This is a genomic window from Serratia sp. CY74737 (assembly GCF_052166775.1).
GTDB classification, from domain to species: Bacteria; Pseudomonadota; Gammaproteobacteria; order Enterobacterales; family Enterobacteriaceae; genus Serratia; species Serratia ureilytica.
In genome coordinates, this window is the sequence record NZ_JBJNOF010000012.1 from 107364 (window position 1) to 127435 (window position 20072).

19 protein-coding genes are annotated in these 20072 nt (G+C 61.5%); 13 read left to right on the plus strand and 6 right to left on the minus strand.

Annotation, left to right across the window (positions count from 1 at the left end):
- The first annotated feature begins 19 nt into the window (after positions 1-19).
- The 3 genes from ACJ8PE_RS16960 to ACJ8PE_RS16970 all read left to right on the plus strand — a co-directional run bounded on the left by ACJ8PE_RS16960 (position 20) and on the right by ACJ8PE_RS16970 (position 2360).
- Complete coding sequence (locus tag ACJ8PE_RS16960; RefSeq protein ID WP_197793071.1) at positions 20-1672, plus strand: multidrug ABC transporter permease/ATP-binding protein; 1653 nt, start codon at positions 20-22, stop codon at positions 1670-1672.
- A gap of 389 nt (positions 1673-2061) precedes the next feature.
- A complete protein-coding gene (locus ACJ8PE_RS16965) occupies positions 2062-2175 on the plus strand; it encodes a YmiA family putative membrane protein (protein ID WP_071845171.1) in 114 nt (37 codons plus the stop codon).
- A gap of 23 nt (positions 2176-2198) precedes the next feature.
- On the plus strand, positions 2199-2360 hold the full coding sequence (locus ACJ8PE_RS16970) for a hypothetical protein (protein WP_162882355.1): 162 nt from the start codon (positions 2199-2201) through the stop codon (positions 2358-2360).
- On the opposite strand, the gene ACJ8PE_RS16975 is transcribed toward ACJ8PE_RS16970, so the two are convergent.
- A complete protein-coding gene (locus tag ACJ8PE_RS16975) occupies positions 2357-3577 on the minus strand; it encodes a CynX/NimT family MFS transporter (protein ID WP_197779853.1) in 1221 nt (406 codons plus the stop codon). The two genes, ACJ8PE_RS16970 and ACJ8PE_RS16975, sit on opposite strands and share 4 nt — an antisense overlap.
- 503 nt (positions 3578-4080) lie before the next feature.
- On the opposite strand from ACJ8PE_RS16975, the gene agaR reads away from it, so the two are divergent.
- From agaR to agaF, 6 genes are read left to right on the plus strand one after another with little or no spacing between them, the layout of a single operon-like run.
- Positions 4081-4854, plus strand: a complete 774-nt coding sequence (agaR, locus tag ACJ8PE_RS16980) for a transcriptional repressor AgaR (RefSeq protein ID WP_033644822.1) — start codon at positions 4081-4083, stop codon at positions 4852-4854.
- A 23-nt stretch (positions 4855-4877) separates the two neighbouring features.
- Complete coding sequence (locus ACJ8PE_RS16985) at positions 4878-6161, plus strand: D-tagatose-bisphosphate aldolase, class II, non-catalytic subunit (protein ID WP_197760448.1); 1284 nt, start codon at positions 4878-4880, stop codon at positions 6159-6161.
- 1 nt (position 6162) lies between these two features.
- A complete protein-coding gene (agaV, locus tag ACJ8PE_RS16990; RefSeq protein WP_004931808.1) occupies positions 6163-6639 on the plus strand; it encodes a PTS N-acetylgalactosamine transporter subunit IIB in 477 nt (158 codons plus the stop codon).
- A gap of 14 nt (positions 6640-6653) precedes the next feature.
- Entirely contained in the window at positions 6654-7433 is a 780-nt protein-coding gene (gene agaW / locus ACJ8PE_RS16995) for a PTS N-acetylgalactosamine transporter subunit IIC (protein ID WP_019455697.1), read from the plus strand.
- On the plus strand, positions 7423-8316 hold the full coding sequence (locus ACJ8PE_RS17000) for a PTS system mannose/fructose/sorbose family transporter subunit IID (RefSeq protein WP_016929936.1): 894 nt from the start codon (positions 7423-7425) through the stop codon (positions 8314-8316). Before agaW ends, ACJ8PE_RS17000 begins: the two co-directional genes overlap by 11 nt.
- Before the next feature lie 10 nt (positions 8317-8326).
- On the plus strand, positions 8327-8761 hold the full coding sequence (gene agaF, locus ACJ8PE_RS17005; RefSeq protein WP_016929935.1) for a PTS galactosamine/N-acetylgalactosamine transporter subunit IIA: 435 nt from the start codon (positions 8327-8329) through the stop codon (positions 8759-8761).
- Positions 8762-8797: 36 nt separating this feature from the next.
- Here the strand turns inward: agaF and ACJ8PE_RS17010 are convergent, their stop codons facing one another.
- A complete protein-coding gene (locus ACJ8PE_RS17010; protein ID WP_197793070.1) occupies positions 8798-10525 on the minus strand; it encodes an ABC transporter ATP-binding protein/permease in 1728 nt (575 codons plus the stop codon).
- A 205-nt stretch (positions 10526-10730) separates the two neighbouring features.
- Here ACJ8PE_RS17010 and ACJ8PE_RS17015 point away from each other — a divergent pair, with 205 nt between their 5' ends.
- On the plus strand, positions 10731-11438 hold the full coding sequence (locus ACJ8PE_RS17015; protein WP_033644832.1) for a hypothetical protein: 708 nt from the start codon (positions 10731-10733) through the stop codon (positions 11436-11438).
- A gap of 28 nt (positions 11439-11466) precedes the next feature.
- Here the strand turns inward: ACJ8PE_RS17015 and ACJ8PE_RS17020 are convergent, their stop codons facing one another.
- Positions 11467-12114: a DsbA family protein gene (locus tag ACJ8PE_RS17020; protein ID WP_033644834.1), complete on the minus strand. Its 648-nt coding sequence runs from the start codon at positions 12112-12114 to the stop codon at positions 11467-11469.
- Between the two features lie 68 nt (positions 12115-12182).
- Positions 12183-13067 carry an MBL fold metallo-hydrolase gene (locus ACJ8PE_RS17025; RefSeq protein ID WP_046687735.1) on the minus strand — a complete coding sequence of 295 codons (885 nt, stop codon included), beginning with the start codon at positions 13065-13067 and terminating at the stop codon, positions 12183-12185.
- Between the two features lie 108 nt (positions 13068-13175).
- Here ACJ8PE_RS17025 and ACJ8PE_RS17030 point away from each other — a divergent pair, with 108 nt between their 5' ends.
- Positions 13176-14084 carry a LysR family transcriptional regulator gene (locus ACJ8PE_RS17030; RefSeq protein ID WP_197793069.1) on the plus strand — a complete coding sequence of 303 codons (909 nt, stop codon included), beginning with the start codon at positions 13176-13178 and terminating at the stop codon, positions 14082-14084.
- A gap of 27 nt (positions 14085-14111) precedes the next feature.
- On the opposite strand, the gene ACJ8PE_RS17035 is transcribed toward ACJ8PE_RS17030, so the two are convergent.
- On the minus strand, positions 14112-15035 hold the full coding sequence (locus ACJ8PE_RS17035) for a LysR family transcriptional regulator (RefSeq protein WP_197760445.1): 924 nt from the start codon (positions 15033-15035) through the stop codon (positions 14112-14114).
- A gap of 133 nt (positions 15036-15168) precedes the next feature.
- Between ACJ8PE_RS17035 and lysA the strand changes: the two genes are divergently transcribed.
- Positions 15169-16431 carry a diaminopimelate decarboxylase gene (lysA, locus tag ACJ8PE_RS17040; protein ID WP_197793068.1) on the plus strand — a complete coding sequence of 421 codons (1263 nt, stop codon included), beginning with the start codon at positions 15169-15171 and terminating at the stop codon, positions 16429-16431.
- A gap of 51 nt (positions 16432-16482) precedes the next feature.
- Here the strand turns inward: lysA and galR are convergent, their stop codons facing one another.
- The gene (galR, locus tag ACJ8PE_RS17045) at positions 16483-17502 is read right to left on the minus strand and encodes an HTH-type transcriptional regulator GalR (protein WP_033652132.1); all 1020 of its coding nucleotides are present in this window, start codon (positions 17500-17502) and stop codon (positions 16483-16485) included.
- Between the two features lie 220 nt (positions 17503-17722).
- Here galR and ACJ8PE_RS17050 point away from each other — a divergent pair, with 220 nt between their 5' ends.
- Positions 17723-19981 carry a molybdopterin guanine dinucleotide-containing S/N-oxide reductase gene (locus tag ACJ8PE_RS17050; RefSeq protein WP_404769126.1) on the plus strand — a complete coding sequence of 753 codons (2259 nt, stop codon included), beginning with the start codon at positions 17723-17725 and terminating at the stop codon, positions 19979-19981.
- The last annotated feature ends 91 nt before the right edge of the window (positions 19982-20072 follow it).

Here is a 20072-nt window from a genome sequence, read left to right on the forward strand (position 1 = left end):
CGATTTCAGAGGTTTGTTCATGGAACTGCTACGGGTGGTTTATCGGCAGTATCGTTGGCCATTTCTGGCGGTTATGGCATTGACCATGGCCAGCGCCGGTTTAGGCATCGGTATCATTGCTTTTATCAATCAATATCTGATGGACGCCAGCGGCAACCCATTGGCCGTGTTGCCGATGTTTCTCGCCCTGCTGGCATTGTTGATAGCGGTCACGTTGGGTTCGCAACTGGCGCTGACCACATTGGGCCATTACTTCGTCTATCGATTGCGTGGGCAACTGGTGAAGCGCATTCTGGATACCGAGATCGAGCGCCTCGAACAGTTAGGCAGCGCCTCATTGCTGGCCAGTCTGTCCAGTGACATCCGCAATATCACCATCGCCTTCGTGCGCTTGCCCGAATTGGTACAAGGGGTGATTTTGACCCTGGGGGCAGCGGCCTATCTGGGGTGGTTATCGCCGAAAATGCTGGCGGTCACGGCGGTTTGGGTGGCGGTGACCGTGGTGGGTAGCGGCTGCCTGGTGTCACGGGTTTATCGCCATATGGCCAGTTTGCGCGAGTCAGAAGAGCGTCTCTATCATCGTTATGAATCGGTGATTGACGGCCGTAAGGAACTGACGTTGAACCGCAAACGGGCGCAGGCGTTATACGAGCAGGCCTATCAGCCCGACGCGCAAGCCTATCGCTACCATATCATTCGCGCCGATACCTTCCATTTGAGTGCGCTCAATTGGTCAAACATCATGATGTTGGGGGCGATCGGGTTGGTGTTCTTTATGGCCAACAGTTTGGGATGGGCGGACTCGACGGTGGCCGCGACCTACTCGCTGACGCTGCTGTTCTTGCGCACGCCCTTACTGCAGGCCGTGGGGGCGTTTCCGACGCTGGTCGGCGCCGAAGTGGCCTTCAACAAGCTGAAAGCGCTGCGTTTGGCCGAGTATCAGTCGGGGTTTCCAGCCGCCGTTGGCCGTTCCTGGCAGACGCTGGAGCTGCGCGACGTGGTTTTTCACTATGCAGATGCGGAACAACAGCCCGGTTTTACCGTCGGGCCGCTCAATCTGACGCTGCGGCGCGGTGAGCTGGTGTTTCTTATCGGCGGCAACGGCAGCGGCAAGTCAACGCTAGCGATGCTGTTGACCGGATTGTATCGGCCGGTAAGCGGGCACATCGTTCTGGATGGCGTCGCACAGACCGCGGCGGATATGCCGGACTATCGCCGGCTGTTTTCAGCGATTTTCACCGATTTTCATCAGTTCGATCGTTTACAAGGTCCGGAGGGCGGCGAACCTGATGCGGCGCTGGTCGCGCATTGGCTTGAACGGTTGAATATGAAAAGCAAATTGCAGTTCGACGGCGCCAGAGTGACCAACCCGCAACTGTCGCAGGGGCAGCGCAAACGTCTGGCCCTGTTGCTGGCGGTGGCGGAACAACGCGATATTTTGCTGTTGGATGAATGGGCCGCTGATCAGGATCCGCAGTTCCGGCGCATTTTCTATCGCGAACTGTTGCCGGCGCTGCGCGCGTCAGGCAAAACGGTGTTCGCCATCAGCCATGACGATCACTATTTCGAACACGCCGATCGGTTGCTGGAGATGCGTTCAGGCCATTTAAGCGAGTTGACCGGCAGCGAGCGTGAACACGCCAGCCGGGATTCCGTCAGCAGGATCGGTTAACTTACGCCGGCCCGTGCCAGACCAAAACGGGCCGGCGCTTCTCCCGCGCATTATTTCAGTGCGTCGCTTCATTTTCTCTCCCTCCTCCAATGCTGTCTGCTGCCGATTTGGCTTACGACCAGTCAAATAATTGATGTTTGAATTATTTACCGGTGGTTTAATTTTGACCTTTAAAGGTGTGGCACACTGCGCATTCGTTCGCCTATCAAAACACGTTCTCGCCTGCCGATAACAGTGATATCCACGGTGCCGTTCTGGCTGATTCGGCAATGCAGACCTATGGGTAGCAGCATTTTTTTAAATTTCCATAGGAAAAAGCGACTTTATTGATCGTTAAAATAGATCAATAATTTTATTTTGAGTGGTTTAATCTATTGGTTAGGGGCGCTGTGGTGAGCAAGGATGGATCAAATATCAAACGTAAAGCATGGCTATGCGTGTTTATCGGTAGCGGGCTGTTCTGGCTGCTAACCGCTGCCGTGATTTACTGGTTACTGAGTTAGCAGGTTAAGCAGGAAGACGATTCGTGAACAAGAAGCAGGCTAAAAACCGTGAGGGCGCTCAGCGTCGCGCGCAGTCAAAAATTCCGCCTTCATGGGGGCTGAGCGATGAGCAGCGCGCCTTTATTGAAGATTTATGGCAGGATACCGCCCCCGAAGCGGCGCGGCCCATCGCTCAGCGACGTTAGCCGATCACGCGGCTGCGGCCGGCCAGCGCGCCGAACAGCATTTGCAAGACGGTCAGGCATAGCAGAGCGATCAACGGCCAGCGCCAGCCTTCCGTCAGATCGTGCAACAGGCCGAATAAGGTGGGTCCCAGCGCGGCCAACAGATAACCGACGGATTGCGCCATGCCCGACAGCAGCGTCGCCTGATGATGATGCTGACTGCGCAATCCAAAGAACGACAGCGCCAGCACCAGCGAACTCCCCGCTCCCAACCCGGCAAATGTCAGCCACACCAGTGAACTGGCGGGTTGCACCAATAATCCCCCGACGCCGATAAAGATCAGCAGAGAACTGCCCAGCGCTATCGCCCGCTGATCGCGCGCCCGCGGCAAAATCACCACCATGACAAAGTTGGCGACGATCGCCACCACCTGATAAACGAACAGCTCGAAGCCCGCCTGCTGGGCTGAGGCGCCGTGGCTGACGGCAAAGGCGCTGAACCAGCCGATAATGGTGTAGAAGGCGATCGATTGCAGCCCCATGAACATCGCCACTTGCCAGCCCAGCGCGCTGCCCCAGGGAGAGCGATAGCGTTGCGGCTCTGCCGATTGTGGCTCTTTGGCTGCGGGTGTGGCTGTGCGCCGCAGCTGCGGCAACCAGATCAACAGCGCCAACAGCGCAGGTAATCCCCAGCACAGCAAGGAGAAGCGCCAGCCGAGATCGGCCAGGGAAGCCAGCGGTACCGCCAGACCGGAGGCGATGGCGGCGACCAGTGACATCACCGCCGCATAGGCCGCTATCATCGCGGCGGCGCGATGAGGAAAATCTCTTTTCACCAGCGTTGGCAGCACCACATTGGCGAAGGCGATGGCGGCACCTATCAGAACGCTTCCCAGCCACAGCATGGCGTCTTGCGGCAGGGAACGCAGCGCGATGCCGCAAACCAGCAGTGCGAGGGCAAAGCCCAGGGTGCGTTCGATTCCGATGCGTTTCGCCAGCGCCGGGGTGAGTGGCGAGAGGACGGCGAACAGGATCAGCGGCAGCGAGTTGATCAGGCCGGCAGCGGTGGCGGACAACGCCAGCTGTTGCTGAATCTGTTCCAGCAGCGGGCCGACGCTGGTGAGGGCGGCGCGCAGGTTAGCCGCGATCAGCATGATGCCAACGATCAGCAAAACAGGGCGATGCAAACGGCGACGCGGGGTCGCGATGGATGATGAAGATGAAGCGGGTTGCGGCATGAGTTCCTCGCACCAGGGCATGCAGACAATCAGCGTTGCATGGCGTGATGCGTTGATTGACGTTAACGCTTACGTACCGACAAGGGGCCGATATCTGATCGCAAGTGTAGGGAAGATGGCTCGTGCTGACAAGGGGATGGCCCAGCGGGATGGAGAGGGCTGACCCCCGCCGGCCGCAGGATAATTACTATTATGTGATCCTGGTCACTTAGCGAACTAAAAGTCATGGCGCAGGGCGGGTTCTGCAGCGCTTTCACTTCTGCCGCCGTCGGTGCGGCTGCTCTCCGGCGCTCATGCTCGTCATGGCATTTCATTTTTCTCCCATTCCATTTTTGGGCTTTTCGATTCGTTTCGATTCGAAAGGTTTTTTGGCGGTTTTTTTGCTAAAACGGGGCTGTAAGCCCGATCACAATTTCATTGCTTTCGCTTTGCTGTAATGCCAGCGCAGTAGAGCGAAAGCCATCTTCTCCCCGGCGATACCGGAAACCTGAGGACCGCAGCTCATGCCAGTGAATACCGCAAAGCGACGTGAACACATCATCGATCTGTTATGCGAGCACGGCAGCGTGCGTGTGGAACAGCTCAGCAAACAGTTTGCAGTATCCACGGTGACGATCCGCAACGATCTGCGCTTTCTGGAACGAAAAGGGTGTGCGCTGCGCGCTTACGGCGGCGCAATGCTCAATCAGCAATTCGCTTTCGATCGGCCGCTGCGGGACAAAGGGCGGTTGAATCGCGATGTCAAAACGCTGATCGCCAACGCGGCGGCCGGCTATGTGCGCGACGGCGAGGCGCTGATCCTCGATTCCGGTTCAACCACCGCGCAGATTGTGCCGTTCCTGAAGGGGCGGCGCGATCTGGTGGTGATGACCAACGCGCTGAACATTGCCTATGAGCTTTCGGGAAACGACGGGGTGGAAGTCATGGTGCTGGGGGGCAGCGTGCGCCGCAACTCTTACTCGCTCTACGGTCCGGCTGCCGAGCAGCAATTGCGTCAGTACCGCTTCGACAAGCTGTTTTTGGGCGTCGACGGGTTCGATCTGAGCGCCGGCATCACCACGCCTCACCCCGGTGAGGCGCACCTCAATCGCGTAATGTGCGAGGTGGCGCGCGAGATTATCGCGGTGGCGGATGCCAGCAAATTCGGTCGCAAGAGCTTTTGCATGATTCGCGAAGCCGGACAAATCCATCGGCTGATCACCGACAGCCGTCTTCCGGACGATTACGAGCGGGCGTTAACCGAGCTGGGCGTGGAGGTCATCATCGCCGATCGGTAGCAGGGCGCCTGCATGGGGGCTTCATGCAGCAGTTGTTACAGCTTGTCGAGCAGCACAAGGCCGGTATGCCGGTCGGGATCTTTTCCGTCTGTTCCGCCCATCCCTGGGTTCTGAAGGCCGCGCTGCGGCAGGCCAAAGCGCGCGGCACGCCGGTATTGGTAGAGGCGACGTCCAACCAGGTCAATCAGTTCGGCGGCTATACCGGCCAAACGGCGACCCAGTTCCGCGATGCGCTGTGGCGCCTGGCGGATGAGGTTGGCCTGGCGCGCGATCGCGTGTGGCTGGGCGGCGATCATCTGGGGCCCAACGCCTGGCAAGATCGCCCGGCTCAGGAGGCGATGGCGCTGGCAGAAACCTTGATCGACGATTACGTTCGCGCCGGATTTCGCAAAATTCACCTCGATTGTTCCATGTCGTGCGCCGGCGATCCCTCGCCCTTGGGGGATGCCACGGTCGCTGAGCGTGCGGCGCGCCTGTGCGCGGTGGCGGAGCGGGCCTGGGCGCAGAGCGGCGGCGAAGCGCCGGTTTATGTGATCGGCACCGAAGTGCCGGTGCCGGGCGGCGCGCAGGAGGCGCTGGCGGGTCTGCAGGTCACCACGCCGCAGGCGGTGGCGCAAACGCTGGAAACGCACCGCATCGCCTGGCAAAAAGCCGAGCTGAACGATGCCTGGCAGCGAACCATTGCGCTGGTGGTGCAGCCGGGCGTCGAGTTCGATCACCACCGCGTCGAACGTTATCAGCCGCAGCGCGCCGACGCATTGAGCTGTTTCATCGAACGGCAGCCGGGCATGATCTATGAAGCGCACTCTACGGATTACCAACCGCCGCAGGCCTACCGCCAACTGGTGCGCGATCACTTCGCCATCCTGAAGGTGGGGCCGGCGCTGACCTTCGCGCTGCGCGAAGCGCTGTTCGCCCTCGATCGCATCGAACGCGAATGGCTGGGGGAACGCCAGTCGGCGCAGCTGTGCGCCACGCTGGAGCAGGTGATGCGCGAGCAGCCGCAGCAGTGGAGCCGCTATTACCACGGCACGCCGCACCAACAGTATCTCGATCGCCACTACAGCCTGAGCGATAGGGTGCGTTACTACTGGCCGCAGCCGCAGGTGCAGCAGGCGGTCGACGGTTTGCTGGACAACCTGCGCCGCAGCCCGGCGCCGCTGGCGCTGCTCAGCCAGTACCTGCCGGATCAGGCGAGGGCGCTGAACGCCGGCGAATTGAGCGCCGATCCGCAGGAGTGGGTGCTGCATAAAGTGACGCAGGTACTCGACGATTACCACGCCGCCTGTTACCCGGAGGGCCGCTAGCATGCCGAACATTTTAATGACCCGCATCGACAATCGCCTGGTGCACGGCCAGGTAGGCGTGACCTGGACCAATACCCTCGGTGCCAACCTCGTGGTGGTGGCCAACGACGAGGCCGCCGCCGATCCGGTGCAGCAGAACCTGATGGACATGGTGGTGGCGGAGGGGGTGCAAACCCGTTATTTCACGCTGCAGAAAACCATTGACGTGATCCACAAGGCGGCGGATCGGCAGAAGATTTTTCTGGTGTGCAAAACGCCGCAGGACGTGTTGACGCTGGTGCGCGGCGGGGTGCCGATCCGGTTCGTCAACGTCGGCAATATGCACTTCGCCGAGGGGAAGCGGCAGGTGCACAAAACGGTGTCGCTGGACGACGGCGACGTGGCCGCGTTCCGCGCGCTGGCGGAACTGGGCGTGGAGTGCGAAGTGCGCCGGGTGCCGGATGAAGCGGGTGAGGCGATCGGCAAACTGCTCTTTTGAGCCAGGGGGAAAGTATGTTGACGGATGCGTTATTGATTGCGCTGTTGGCCGGGCTGGCGGGGGTTGACCTGTTCGACGGCCTGACCCACTTCCACCGGCCGGTAGTGATGGGGCCGCTGGTGGGGCTGATTTTGGGCGATGTCTACACTGGGTTGCTGGTGGGCGGCACGCTGGAGTTGGTGTGGATGGGGATGGTGCCGCTGGCGGGCGCCCAACCGCCTAACGTGGTGATCGGCGGGGTGATCGGCACCGCATTCGCCATTCTGACCAAAGCCGATCCTAAAGTGGCGATCGGCGTGGCGGTGCCGTTCTCGATCGCGGTGCAGGGCTGCATCACGCTGCTGTTTACGCTGTTCTCGCCGATGATGCACCGCTGCGATCGCATGGTGAAGGAGCTGAACTGGCGCGGCATCGAACGGGTGAATTATCTCGGTATCAGCATCCTGTTCATCTTCTATTTCGTGGTGGCATTCCTGCCGATTTACTTCGGCGCCGATGCGGCCAGCGCCATGGTGCAGAAGGCGCCGGGCTGGCTGCTGGACGGGCTGGCGGTGGCGGGCGGCATGATGCCGGCGATCGGCTTCTCGCTGCTGATGAAGGTGATGATGAAAAAAACCTACGTGGCCTATTTTATCCTTGGCTTCATCTCGGTCACGTTCCTCAAGCTGCCGATCCTGGCGGTGGCGCTGGGCGCCCTGGCGATCGCCCTGATCGACTTCTTCAACACGCAACGCGGCGCGGCAGAGGCGACGGCCCGGCCCGCTCCGCAGGAGGACGCCGAAGATGGCATTTAACGATTCCGACGATCTGCTGGCGCAAAAGGCCGAGCAGCGCATGGCGCAGGCGCTGGCCACCAGCCAGGTGGAGCAGGACGATTATCTGGACAGCCAGCCCGCCGAAGCGCTGACGCGCGGCGACATCAACCGCATGGCCTGGCGTTCGCTGCTGTTGCAGGCGTCGTTCAACTACGAGCGCATGCAGGCGGGCGGCTGGCTGTATCAGCTGATCCCCGGGCTGCGCAAGATCCACCGCAACCCGCAGGATCTGGCCAACTCGATGAAGATGCACATGGAATTTATCAACGTGCACCCGTTCGACGTCACCTTCCTGTCCGGTTTGGTGCTGGCGATGGAGCAGAATAAGGAGAAGATCTCCACCATTCGCGCGGTGAAAGTGGCGCTGATGGGGCCGCTCGGCGGCATCGGCGACGCGCTGTTTTGGCTGACGCTGTTGCCGATCTGCGCCGGCATAGGCGCTTCGCTGGCATTGGAGGGCAGCCTGTTCGGGCCTATCGTCTTCCTGCTGCTGTTCAACCTGTTCCACTTCGGCCTGCGTTTTGGGCTGGCGCACTACGGTTATCAGGCCGGCACCAGCGCGCTGGCGCTGCTGAAGACCCACACCCGGCGCATTTCTCACGCCGCGTCGATCGTCGGCATGACGGTGATCGGCGCGCTGGTGGCCTCGTATGTGCACCTGTCCACGCCGCTGGTGATGCACGCCGGCAAGGCCAGCGTGGCGCTGCAGACCGACGTGCTGGACAAGCTGATGCCCAACCTGTTGCCGCTGTGCTTCACGCTGCTCATTTTCTTCCTGATGAAGCGCGGTTTCTCGCCGGTGAAGCTGATTGGCGTCACCGTAGCGATCGGCGTAGCGGGCAAATTTATCGGTATTTTGTGAGGAGCGGGCTATGCCAGGCATTGTGATTACCGGCCACGGCGGCTTTGCCACCGGGCTGTTGCAGGCGGTGGAACAAGTGGTGGGGCCGCAGCGGCACTGTGCGGCGGTCGATTTCCCTGAACAGATGAGCACCGCGCAGCTCAACGACGCCCTACGCTCGGCGCTGGCGGCGGTGGCGCAGCCGGACGGTGTGGTGTTCCTGACCGATATGCTCGGCGGTTCGCCGTTTCGCAGTGCCTGCGAACTGGCGGATGCGCAGGGCGATTGCGAAGTGCTCACCGGCGTCAACATGCAGCTGGCGGCGGAAATGATGCTGGAGCGCGATGGGCTGAATCTGGATGAATTTCGCGAGATGGCTTTGGCGTGCGGTAAACGCGGCCTGACCAGCCTGTGGCATGAACGCCGCCGGGTGAAGTGCGAAGATGCGCAGGCCGACGGCATCTGAACGAAAACCGGGCGCGCCCGCGCCCGGCTTCGTGAGTTATGCCGGCAACGGGCTCAGCGCCAGGCGCGCCGGTTGGTCTTCGCCGCGGCTGAAGCGCCAGCAGGTCTGATGGTACTTCGCCACGCTGTTGCGGTGCGCTACGCTGATCAGCGTCATGTCCGGCAGTTCATCCACCAGCAGGCAGTACATCAGTTGCTCGGTTTCGTCGTCCAGCGCGCTGGTGGCCTCATCGAGGAACAGGATGCTCGGGCGAATCAACAGGGCGCGGGCGAACGCCAGCCGCTGTTGCTCACCCGGCGACAGGCGATGGCTCCAGTTGGCGGAGGTATCCAGCCAGCGCTGCAGGTGTTTCAGACGGCAGTTTTCCAGCACCCGCATCAGCTGTTCGTCGCTGTATTCTGACGCCAGGCTCGGGTAGCTCAGCGCTTCGCGCAGCGTGCCGATCGGAATGTAGCTGCGCTGCGGCAGGAACAGCATGTTGGCGTTGCCCGCTACCCTGATGGCGCCCGCGCCGTAAGGCCAGATACCGGCGATGGCGCGCAGCAGCGTCGACTTGCCGCAGCCGGAAGGCCCGACGATCAGCAGGCGATCGCCGCGTTGCAGCGTCATCTCGGCGCCGGTCAGCAGCGGCTGGCCGTCGGGCAAGTGCAGGCTGAGGTTGTCCAGCGTTAACGGATGGGCGGTCTCCTCCCGCAGTTGAATACCGCGCGGCTGATGGTGAACCTGATCGACGGCGGCGTTGAAGCCGGCCAGACGGTTAACGCAGGCTTTCCAGGTCGCCAAATCGTTAAACGCGTCGATAAACCACGACAGCGCGCCCTGCACTTGGCCGAAGGCCGAGGCGATCTGCATCAGGCCGCCCATCTGGATGGCGCCGGAGAAGTAGCGCGGCGCCGCCACCAGCAGGGGAAACACGATGGCGAACTGGCCGTAGAAGTTGGTGGCGATGTTCAGCCGCCGGGTGATGCGCATAATTGCCCACCAGTTGCTGCGAATGGTGTCGAAACGATCGCCCAGCTGCTGCGCTTCGCGCGGTTCGCCGTGGTACAGCGCAATGGCGTCGTTGTTTTCGCGGATGCGGATCAGGCCGAAACGGAAGTTCGCCTCATACCGTTCCTGGTTGAAGCCCAGCATGACCAGCGGTTTGCCGACCCACCAGATCAGCAGCGATCCCAGCACCGCATACAGCAGCGCAAACCACACCATATAACCGGGCAGCGTGATGGCGTGCTGGCCGAGCGCGAAGGTCATCGGCCCGCTGACGTGCCACAAGATGTCGATAAAGGAAAACAGCGTCACCAGGCTGGAGAGCAGCCCGAGCGACAGCGACAGGGTATATTGGGTCAGCACGTTGAGATCTTCGGCGATACGCTGATCGGGGTTATCGACGATCTGCTGCTGCTCGGTGTGGTAATACGCCTGGTGCGCCAGCCATTTTTCCATGAACTTTTCCGTCATCCAGCGCCGCCAGCGCATCTGCAGCCCCTGAGTCAGGTAGATCTTATAGACCGCCAGCACGATGAAGATCAGCGCCAGGTAGGTAAAGCGCCACAGCTGCGCCTTGAATACCGGGTAGTTTTTGTTCTGCAGCGCGTCGTAGAACACCTGGTTCCACTGGTTGATCTGCACGCTGATATAGACCAGGCCGAGCGACAGGACGACGATGGCGATCAGCATCATCCAGGCGCGCCATCGTTCCTCCGACACCCAAAAGGGTTTGATCAACTGCCAAATGGCGTGTTTCTGCAAGGGGGTTGCGTTCATAACGGCTCGATAATTGCGGTATTTTGTTCAGCATGGGCTGCGGGCCGGTAACAAACAAACCGCGACTGTAAGCAGTTTTGACTCCGCTAACCGTTTGAAATAAGGCGGCTGAATCGCCGGCGGCGCGCAGGTGAGCGCAATTGCGGCATACACTCCGGCGCCGGGCGGTTATACTGGCGCCGAATTTTTGCAGAAAGGATAAACGATGAAGGCTTGGTTTCCCCTGTTGCTGACCTGCGGCGTCTTCGCCAGCGCCCGGGCCTGGGCGCACATTGACGAGCCGGACATCGCCGCCGACTGCCAAAAGGTGGCGAGCTACGCCGAACTGGGAAAAAAGGCCTATCAGCGCCAGGATTACGCCAAAGCCGCCGACATTTTTCGCGATCAGGCGGCCTGGAGCGAGTTTTGCGGTCTGAGCGAGCAGGCTGTCGCCACGGCTTACAACAACGTGGCGCTGTCGCTGATGCACGCCGGTGAATTGCTCAAGGCGCAGGCATATCTGGCGCTGGCGCCGCACGATGACAAATCGCAGCACAACATGAGTCTGTTGCGCCAACGCCTGGCGCAGCGGCCGCAGCCGCAGGGGCCGGGCGGCGTGTACTGGCAATACGCCGGGCGCGGCGTGTGGAGCGAAGTGGTGGTGAAGCCGCAGGGCGAGCGCTGGTTGATCGATTTTTCCGGCTACGCCATGCCGCAGATGGGGCTGTATTACGGCCCGAACATGGGCGACTTCACCGCCGAGCTGCCCATTGAGCACGGCAAGGCCGTCTACCATCAACATGACTCGGAAAGCGCGCAGGTCTGCGACGTGACGATGGCGTTTGGCGAGCAAGCGCTGGAGATGCATACGCGGGGGGATTGCGGGTTCGGCCACAATGTGCGGGCGGAAGGTCGGTTCGTGCGGGTCGAATGACCCGCCCCGGTGCCCGGGGCGAGAAGGGTTACGCCAGCGCGGCGGCGCCCAACAGATTCTTCCAGGCTTCCACATTGCCCAGATAATTGCCGGCCGGCAGCAGATGCAGCTGGCCCTCGCTATCCTGCAGCGCAAAGGTCGGGAAGCCCTGGCCCTGCACTTTGGCCAGCAGCGCCCGGCTTTCCGCGATGTGTTGCGCGGTCGGCGCGCCGCTGTTGAAGCGCATTTCGGCGATAAACGCCGCCGAAGGCAACCCCAGCTCTTTCGCCAACGCTTCCAGCACCGGCGTGTCGGCGATGCGTCGCCCTTCCTGATAGTGCGCCTGCTGAATGCGGTGCAGCATGTCCAGCCCGCGTCCCGCCAGTTTTTCCGCCGCCAGGATAGCCGTGATCGGCGGCTCGGAATCCATCACCGCCGTGGTGTCGCGCAGCAGGCCGTTGAAATAGGCTTCGCCGAAAGGCTGGCCCGTCATCTCGGCGATGCGCTTGTCGTGCGGAATGACGTAGTTGCGCCATTCGTCGGTGATTTGGCGGCGGTTGTTGCCGGTCATCATGCCGCCGGCGTGCGGCACGACCTTCAGCCCGGGGAGGCTCTGAGCCGCTTTCACCAGCGGCGCGGCGCCGTAGCACCAACCGCACAGCGGATCGAAAATGTAATGCAGAGTGGTTTCGGTCATTTTTACTCCTCGCTTGGCGCGCGGCAAGCCGCCGCGGCGCCAGGGCTGGTTCAATCACGCATGGGCGCTTATTGCGGCCACTTCATCTCGCCTTTCAGCACTTTCGCGCTCAGTTCCAGGCTCGATTCGTCTTTCAGCGTCGGGTAGTGCTTTTTCATCGCTTCAATCAGCGCGGCGGAATCCTTGGCTTTCGGCAGTTCGGCTTCCAGCGTGGTCAGGTATTTTTGGGTAAAGTGCACCGATGCCAGCGTCTGTGCGGCACCCGGCAGGAAGTGGCCCGGCACGACGACCTGCGGCTTCAGCGCTTCGATGTTTTTCAGCGTCTGCTGCCAGTGCTGGCGCGATTCTACGCTCTGGTTATCGGCGATCCACGGATGGATATTGTCACCGGCGACCGCCACGCCGCCCACTACCGCTTTCAGCGCCGGGATCCAGACGAAGGTGCGATCGGGAGTCGGGCCGTTCAGGCCTTTCACTTCCACTTTTTGACCGTCGATGGTGAAGCTGTCGCCCTGCAGCGGCTGCGGCACGATCACGGTTTTCGGCGCGTTGTCTTTCAGGATTGGGCCCCAGTAGGCGATTTTGCCGTCTTTGGTGGCGTTAATGTCCTTGATGGTGCCAGGCGAAGCGATGATTTTCGCCTCCGGGAAAGCGGCCTTAATCACGTCCAGACCGAAATAGAAATCCGGATCTGAGTGGCTGATGTAGACGGTGGTCAGTTTCTTGCCGGTCGCCTTGATTTTTTTCACCAGCTCTTCGGCATCGTTGCGCTGGAACTGTGCGTCGATCAGCGCCACTTCGTGTTTGCCGCTGATGATTTCGGAAGACACCGGGAACACGCTTTTCTCGCCCGGGTTATACACTTCCATGGTCAGAGTATCGGCAGCGGTGGCGTAGGTGCTCAGGGTGGCGACGCCGGTGAAGGCCAGAGTTAACAGTGATTTCTTAAACATGGGCAGAGGTCCTTAGGTATCGGTTAATGTTGTAATGATGTTAGGTTGCATAAAGCGATAGAAAAACCGGATAATAAGCAATTATTCGTTGCATAAATCGGACTAATCATGGATCGCATTACCGCCGCTGAGGTTTTTGTCACCATCGTCGATCGCGGCAGCATGATCGCCGCTGCGGAAACGCTGGAGATGTCGCGCGCGATGGTCACTCGCTACCTGGCCCAGATGGAGCAATGGGCCGGGGCGCGTTTACTGCACCGCACTACCCGTAAGCTTAGTCTGACCGACGCCGGTGAGCGTACTTTGGAGCGCTGCCGACAAATGTTGGCGCTGGCGGGGGAAATCGATCTGGTGGAGGAAGGGCAGAGCGACGAACTGCGCGGCCTGCTGCGCATCACCTGTTCGCAATCGCTCGGGCAAACGGCGCTGGTGGGGGCCGTCGCCCAGTATCTGAGGCGTCATCCGCAGGTGGCGGTCGATCTGCAGATGAACAACCGGGCGGTGAACCTGGTGGAAGAGCGCATCGATCTGGCGCTGCGCATCACCAATGAGCTGGATCCCAACCTGATCGCCCGGCCGCTGTCCACCTGCGCGTCGGTGGTGTGCGCCGCGCCCGCTTATCTGGCGGCGCACGGCACGCCGCGCCAGCCGCAGGATCTGGCGTTGCACAACTGCCTGACTTATTCCTATTTCGGCAAAAGCCTGTGGCATTTCGACGCTCAGGGGGTGAAATCGGCAGTGGCGGTCAGCGGCAACCTGAGCGCCAACGAATCGGTGGTGCTGATGGCCGGTACGGTGCAGGGCGCGGGCATTTCCCTGCAGCCCTACTATTCGGTGGCGCCGCTGTTGGCCAGCGGCGAACTGGTGGAGCTGCTGCCGGGTTACCGGCCGCAATCGATGGGTATCTACGGCATCTACACCTCACGCCGACAAATGCCCGCCACCTTGCGCACCATGCTGGACTTTCTGGTGGAATGGTTCGCCAGCGATCCGCAGTGGCAGGCGACGCTGCGCTAAGGCCGTGGCAACATTCCCACGCCGTTTTCACCGTTTGACGGCGGCGGCCAGGCGGGCGGAGAACAGTGCCGCCTGTTGATGCAGATGGTCGATAAAGGCCGTCACCAGCGCCGATGAAGGGCGGTGCAGCGGCCGTATCAGGCTGACGGTGAACGGCACGTCGATGCTGAATGGCCGCACGTGCACGCCGCTGCCGGCATAGTCGAGCGCCGTCAGCGGGTTGACGATCGAGACCCCCACGCCGGCTCTCACCATGGCGCACACCGACGCCGCGCTGTGCGTTTCCATCACCATGCGGCGCTCGACGCCCTGCTCGGCGAACAGCGCATCGAGCAAGTGGCGATAGCTGTCGGTGCTCGACAGGCTGATAAAGTTTTGCCCGGCGAAATCCTGCGGCGTCAGTTGGCCTTTCGCCAGCAAAGGATGGCCCGCCGGCAGCACGCAGACCTCATTCAACGTCATCAGCGTTACCTGCTCGGTGCCCGCCGGCGTCAGGGTGGTTTCCGTCAGCCCCAGATCGTGGCGCTGGGCCGACAGCCACTCTTCCAGCAGCGGCGATTCTTGCGGGATCACGCTGAAGCTGACTTCCGGGTAACGTTCGATAAAGGGCCGGCACACCGCCGGCAGCAGCGATTGGGAAAATACCGGCAGGCACACGATCGACAGCTGCGCCTGCTGAAACTGGCGAATGCCGGCGGCGGCGTTGACGATGCGATCGAGGCCATAATAGGAGCGTTGCACCTCCTCGAACAGCCGTAGGCCCTGCACCGTGGGGGACAAGCGCCCGCGAACCCGATCGAACAGCTGCAGCCGAATCAGCTTCTCAAAGCGCGCCAGCTCACGGCTGACGGTGGGTTGCGAGGTTTGCAGCAGGGCTGCCGCCTCGGTCAGGTTGCCGGTGGTCATCACCGCCCGAAAGATTTCTATCTGCCGCAAAGAGATGCTGTGCATGACGAGGCTGCTCGACTGTAAAGAAAGCTATATCATAAATGAATAGACTACGGCTAAATAGATATTTTCCACCCAATTCAGAGTGCGGCACTATGGCCTTATCTGCCGTCACTTTCGAATTGGGAATATCGCCATGCCACGCCCGTTGCACGACACCTCCACCGCGTTGAACGCCGCTAACCTGCTGGCCTTGCCGCAGCGCTTCGGTTGCCCGGTCTGGGCTTATGATGCCGACATCATCAGCCAGCGCATCGCTCAGCTGCGCCACTTCGACACTATCCGTTTCGCGCAGAAAGCCTGTTCGAACATTCATATTTTGCGCCTGATGCGCGAGCAGGGCGTGAAGGTGGATTCGGTGTCGCTCGGCGAAATCGAGCGGGCGCTGCAGGCCGGTTTTCAGCCGGGCGGCGAGCCGAGCGATATCGTGTTTACCGCGGACGTATTGGATCACGCGACGCTGGCGCGCGTCAGCGCATTGAAGATCCCGGTCAACGCCGGTTCCATCGATATGCTGGATCAGCTCGGCCAGGCTTCCGCGGGGCATCCGGTGTGGCTGCGCATTAATCCGGGGTTTGGCCATGGCCACAGCCAGAAAACCAACACCGGCGGCGAGAATAGCAAGCACGGCATCTGGTATGCCGACCTGCCGCAGGCGGTGGAGAAGATCCGCCGCTACGGCCTGAAGCTGATCGGCGTGCATATGCATATCGGCTCCGGCGTCGATTACCAGCATCTGGAGCGCGTCTGCGATGCGATGGTGCAGCAGGTGATCGATCTCGGTCATGACATCAGCGCCATTTCCGCCGGCGGCGGCCTGTCTATCCCGTATCAGTACGGCGAAGAGGCGATCGATACCGAACACTATTTCGGTTTGTGGAACCGGGCGCGTGAGCGCATCGCCGCGCATCTGGGGCACCCGGTGCAGTTGGAGATTGAACCCGGACGTTTCCTGATGGCGGAGGCGGGCGTATTGGTGGCCGAGGTGCGGGCGGTAAAAGACATGGGGAGCCGCCACTTTGTGCTGGTGGATGCCGGTTTTAACGATCTGATGCGCCCGGCGATGTACGGCAGCTATCACCATATTTCACTGTTGCCGGCCGATGGGCGCGCTACCTCGGGGCAACCGCTGCGCGACACGGTGATCGCCGGGCCGCTGTGCGAATCCGGCGACGTCTTCACCCAGCAGGCGGGCGGCGGCGTGGAAACCTGTGAGCTGCCGCCGGTGCAGATCGGCGATTATCTGGTGTTTCACGATACCGGCGCCTACGGCGCATCGATGTCCTCCAACTACAACAGCCGTCCGCTGTTGCCTGAAGTGCTGTTCGAAAACGGCGAGCCGCGTTTGATCCGCCGCCGCCAAACCATCGAAGAACTGATCGCGCTGGAACTTATCTGATAAACGGGCGGGCGCCTGGCGCCCGCTTCACAGCGTCATGCGGCGGCATGATTACGGCTGTTCGTGCGCGTTGTTGAGGGTGGCGACCGAGTGGCGGCGCACCAGCGTTGGGCTGAACATGTTGGTGATTTCCGGCAACGGTTGCCGGTTGGCCAGCGCCAGCGCCAGCTCCGCCGCCTGGGTCGCCATCGCCACGATAGGGTAGCGAATGGTGGTCAGGCGTGGGCGCAGGTAGCGCGAAATCAACACGTCGTCGAAACCGATCAGCGAAATTTCTCCCGGTACGTCGACGCTGTTATCGCTCAGCACCGACAGCGCGCCGGCGGCCATCGGATCGTTGTAGCAGGTAATGGCGGAGAACGAACGGCCGCGGCCGAGCAATTCGGTCATCGCCTGTTCGCCGCCGATCTCGTCCGGTTCGCCGTAGGCGATCAGCTTTTCATCCACCGCAATGCCGTGTTCCTGCAGCGCGTCGAGATAGCCTTGCAGACGATCGGTGGCGTCGGAAATCTGGTGGGTGGAGCAGATGATAGCGATGCGCTGGTGCCCTTGCTGGATCAGATGACGGGTCGCCAGCCAGGCGCCGTAGCGATCGTCGAGCGCCACGCAGCGCGTTTCAAACCCCGGCAGCGTGCGATTGATGAGCACCATGCCCGGGATCTGTTGCATCCAGCCGCAAAGTTCCTGATCGCTCAGCCTTTTGGCGTGCACCACCAGCGCTTCGCAGCGGTGCCGCACCAGCTGTTCAATCGCCTGACGCTCTTTTTCGGCGTCGTGGTAACCGTTGCCAATCAGCAGAAAATTGTGGGTGGCGTAGGCCACCTGCTCGACCGCCTTGACCATCGCGCCGAAGAAGGGATCGGAAACGTCGGAGACGATCAGCCCCAGCGTCTCGGTGGATTGCTGCGCCAGCGCTCGTGCGTTGGCGTTAGGGTGATACTGCAGCTGTTCCATGGCGGCCTGCACCGCAGTGCGCGACCCTTCGCTGGCCTTGGGGGAATTGTTTATCACGCGGGATACCGTGGCCACGGAAACACCCGCCAGCCTGGCAACATCCTTTATCGTAGCCATATCAGTCAACACATCCTGGGTAATCGCTTACATCCCCCAGTTTTGCGGAAAAAAACCGGGGCTGCAAGCGGTCTCGTGCGCAACTTGTGGTGGCGGTTGCAGAATCTCTTCGAGTCTGTACGCATAACCGACTGCTACCGAACGATAGCGCAATTTGTACGTTGGCACTGGCGGCGGGCTGAGGTAACGTCTGTGCATTCCGATTTGCGCCGAGAACGCCATGTCCATTAAACGCTATCCGCAGCTCGCCCATTGGGGCGCTTATACCGCCGTGGTTGAAGACGGCCGGCTTATCCATTGTGAACCCTTCGTCGACGATCCCGACCCTTCGCCGCTGCTCGATTCCATCGTCCCGATGGTCTACTCCGACAAACGCATCCGCAAGCCGGCGGTGCGCCGCTCGTGGCTGCAAAAGCGCGAGGGCAGCGACCGGACGCTGCGCGGCAGGGAAGATTTCGTCGAGGTGGACTGGGAATTGGCGCTCGATTTGGTGGCGGAAGAGAATCGCCGGGTGCGCGAGCGTTACGGCGCCTCCGGGTTGTTTACCGGCTCTTATGGCTGGTCGTCGGCCGGGCGGCTGCACCATGCCCGCTCGCTGGTGCGGCGGTTCTACTTCAGCGGCGGCGGCGGCGTCGATCAGCAGGGCAACTACAGCTGGGGCGCGGCGCAGTTCTTTCTGCCGTATGTGATCGGCACTTTCTCGCCCTTGACCGGGCGCGTCACCAGTTGGCCGAGCGTGGTGGAGCATTGCGAGCTGTTTGTGGCGTTTGGCGGGTTGGCGCTGAAAAACGCTCAGGTCTCTTCCGGCGGCGCGGCGGAACATGCGCTCAAGCCCTGGCTGCAAAAGCTGGCGCGCAAGGGCACGCCGGTTGTCAACATCAGCCCGATGCGCGATGATTGTCCCGAGTTCGTCAACGCGGAATGGATCCCGATCCGGCCGAATACCGACGTGGCGCTGATGCTGGCGCTGGCTTACGAAATCCAGCGGCTGGGCGCGCAGGATGAAGCCTTCCTGCACAGCCACTGCGTGGGCTATCAACAGCTGGCGGATTACCTGAACGGCGCCGGTGACGGCGTGGCGAAAACCCCCGTTTGGGCCAGCGCCATTACCGGCATTCCGGCGGCGCGCATTGCGCTGCTGGCGCGGCAACTGATCGGCGTGCGCAGTTTCATCACCTGTTCCTACTCCGTGCAACGCGCGCATCGGGGGGAGCAACCGTATTGGATGATGATCGCGCTGTCGGCGATGCTGGGCCAGGTGGGGCTGCCGGGCGGCGGTTTCTCGTTCGGCCACGGCTCGATGAACGGCGTCGGCAATCCGCGCGTGGATACGCCTGCGCCGACCATGCCGGTAGGCGAAAATCCGGCCGGGCTGGCGATCCCGGTGGCGCGCATCTGCGACATGCTGTTGCACCCCGGTGAGGCCTATCAATTTTGCGGTGAGACGCGGCATTATCCGGATATCCATTTGGTGCACTGGGCCGGCGGCAACCCGTTCCATCATCATCAGCAATTGAACCGGCTGGTGGAGGGCTGGCAGAAGCCGGACACGGTGATCGTCCAAGATATCTGGTGGACGGCGGCGGCCAAAATGGCGGACATCGTGCTGCCGGTCACCAGTTCGCTGGAGCGTAACGATATCGGCGGCTCGTCACGCGATCGCTACGTGTTGGCGATGCATCAGGCCATTGCGCCGCAGCATCAGGCGCGCAACGATTTCGATATCTTCGCCGATCTGGCGGAGCGTCTCGGCTATCGTGAGCGCTTTACCGAGAATCGCGACGAGCGGGCCTGGATCGAAGCTATCTACCGGCAATGCGGCGCAGCGCAGCAGCGCGCCGGCGTCGCCTGGCCCGAGTTTGAGGCCTTCTGGCAACGGGGCTATGTCGAGCTGCCCGCGCCGGCTAAAGAGTTCGTATTTTTTGACGCGTTCCGCGCCGATCCGCAGGCTAACCCGCTGCAAACGCCCAGCGGCAAGATAGAGCTGTTCAGCGAGCGGATCGCCGGCTATCGCTACGAAGATTTCGCTCCGCATCCGCAGTGGCGGCCGCCGGTGGAGTGGCTGGGCGCGCCGCAGGCCAAAAACTGGCCGCTGCACCTGATCTCCATTCAGCCGAGCGATCGCCTGCATAGCCAGATGGATCCGGCGCCGCTGGCGCAGGGCAACAAGACCGCCGGGCGAGAAACCTTGTACATGCATCCGGACGATGCGGCGCCGCGCGGCGTGGCGGACGGCGCCGAAGTGCTGGTCAGCAACGCGCGCGGCAGCTGTCTGGCGGGGGTATCGTTCACCGATGGCGTGACGCGCGGCGTGGTGCTGATGGCGACCGGTGCCTGGTTCGAGCCGGGTTTCGACGCGCAGCGCCGGCCGGTCGAGCAGGCGGGCAACCCGAACGTGCTGACGCTGGATATCGGCACCTCGCCGCTGACGCAGGGGCCGAACGCCATGAGCTGTCTGGTCGAGGTCAGCGCACGATGAGCGAAGATGTCACGTCTGGGTCACTGGCTCGTCGTTGTTATATTTATTTTCGTCGCTGCGGTAAGGTTTAAGTTTCATTGAGTTATTACAG

Bases quoted from the DNA above. Each gene is read 5' to 3' on its own strand.
- ACJ8PE_RS16960 (WP_197793071.1), top strand. From the start codon at position 20: ATGGAACTGCTACGGGTGGTTTATCGGCAGTATCGTTGGCCATTTCTG.
- ACJ8PE_RS16975 (WP_197779853.1), bottom strand. From the start codon at position 3,577: ATGCCGCAACCCGCTTCATCTTCATCATCCATCGCGACCCCGCGTCGC.
- agaR (WP_033644822.1), top strand. From the start codon at position 4,081: ATGCCAGTGAATACCGCAAAGCGACGTGAACACATCATCGATCTGTTA.
- ACJ8PE_RS16985 (WP_197760448.1), top strand. From the start codon at position 4,878: ATGCAGCAGTTGTTACAGCTTGTCGAGCAGCACAAGGCCGGTATGCCG.
- agaV (WP_004931808.1), top strand. From the start codon at position 6,163: ATGCCGAACATTTTAATGACCCGCATCGACAATCGCCTGGTGCACGGC.
- agaW (WP_019455697.1), top strand. From the start codon at position 6,654: ATGTTGACGGATGCGTTATTGATTGCGCTGTTGGCCGGGCTGGCGGGG.
- ACJ8PE_RS17000 (WP_016929936.1), top strand. From the start codon at position 7,423: ATGGCATTTAACGATTCCGACGATCTGCTGGCGCAAAAGGCCGAGCAG.
- agaF (WP_016929935.1), top strand. From the start codon at position 8,327: ATGCCAGGCATTGTGATTACCGGCCACGGCGGCTTTGCCACCGGGCTG.
- ACJ8PE_RS17010 (WP_197793070.1), bottom strand. From the start codon at position 10,525: ATGAACGCAACCCCCTTGCAGAAACACGCCATTTGGCAGTTGATCAAA.
- ACJ8PE_RS17015 (WP_033644832.1), top strand. From the start codon at position 10,731: ATGAAGGCTTGGTTTCCCCTGTTGCTGACCTGCGGCGTCTTCGCCAGC.
- ACJ8PE_RS17020 (WP_033644834.1), bottom strand. From the start codon at position 12,114: ATGACCGAAACCACTCTGCATTACATTTTCGATCCGCTGTGCGGTTGG.
- ACJ8PE_RS17025 (WP_046687735.1), bottom strand. From the start codon at position 13,067: ATGTTTAAGAAATCACTGTTAACTCTGGCCTTCACCGGCGTCGCCACC.
- ACJ8PE_RS17030 (WP_197793069.1), top strand. From the start codon at position 13,176: ATGGATCGCATTACCGCCGCTGAGGTTTTTGTCACCATCGTCGATCGC.
- ACJ8PE_RS17035 (WP_197760445.1), bottom strand. From the start codon at position 15,035: ATGCACAGCATCTCTTTGCGGCAGATAGAAATCTTTCGGGCGGTGATG.
- lysA (WP_197793068.1), top strand. From the start codon at position 15,169: ATGCCACGCCCGTTGCACGACACCTCCACCGCGTTGAACGCCGCTAAC.
- galR (WP_033652132.1), bottom strand. From the start codon at position 17,502: ATGGCTACGATAAAGGATGTTGCCAGGCTGGCGGGTGTTTCCGTGGCC.
- ACJ8PE_RS17050 (WP_404769126.1), top strand. From the start codon at position 17,723: ATGTCCATTAAACGCTATCCGCAGCTCGCCCATTGGGGCGCTTATACC.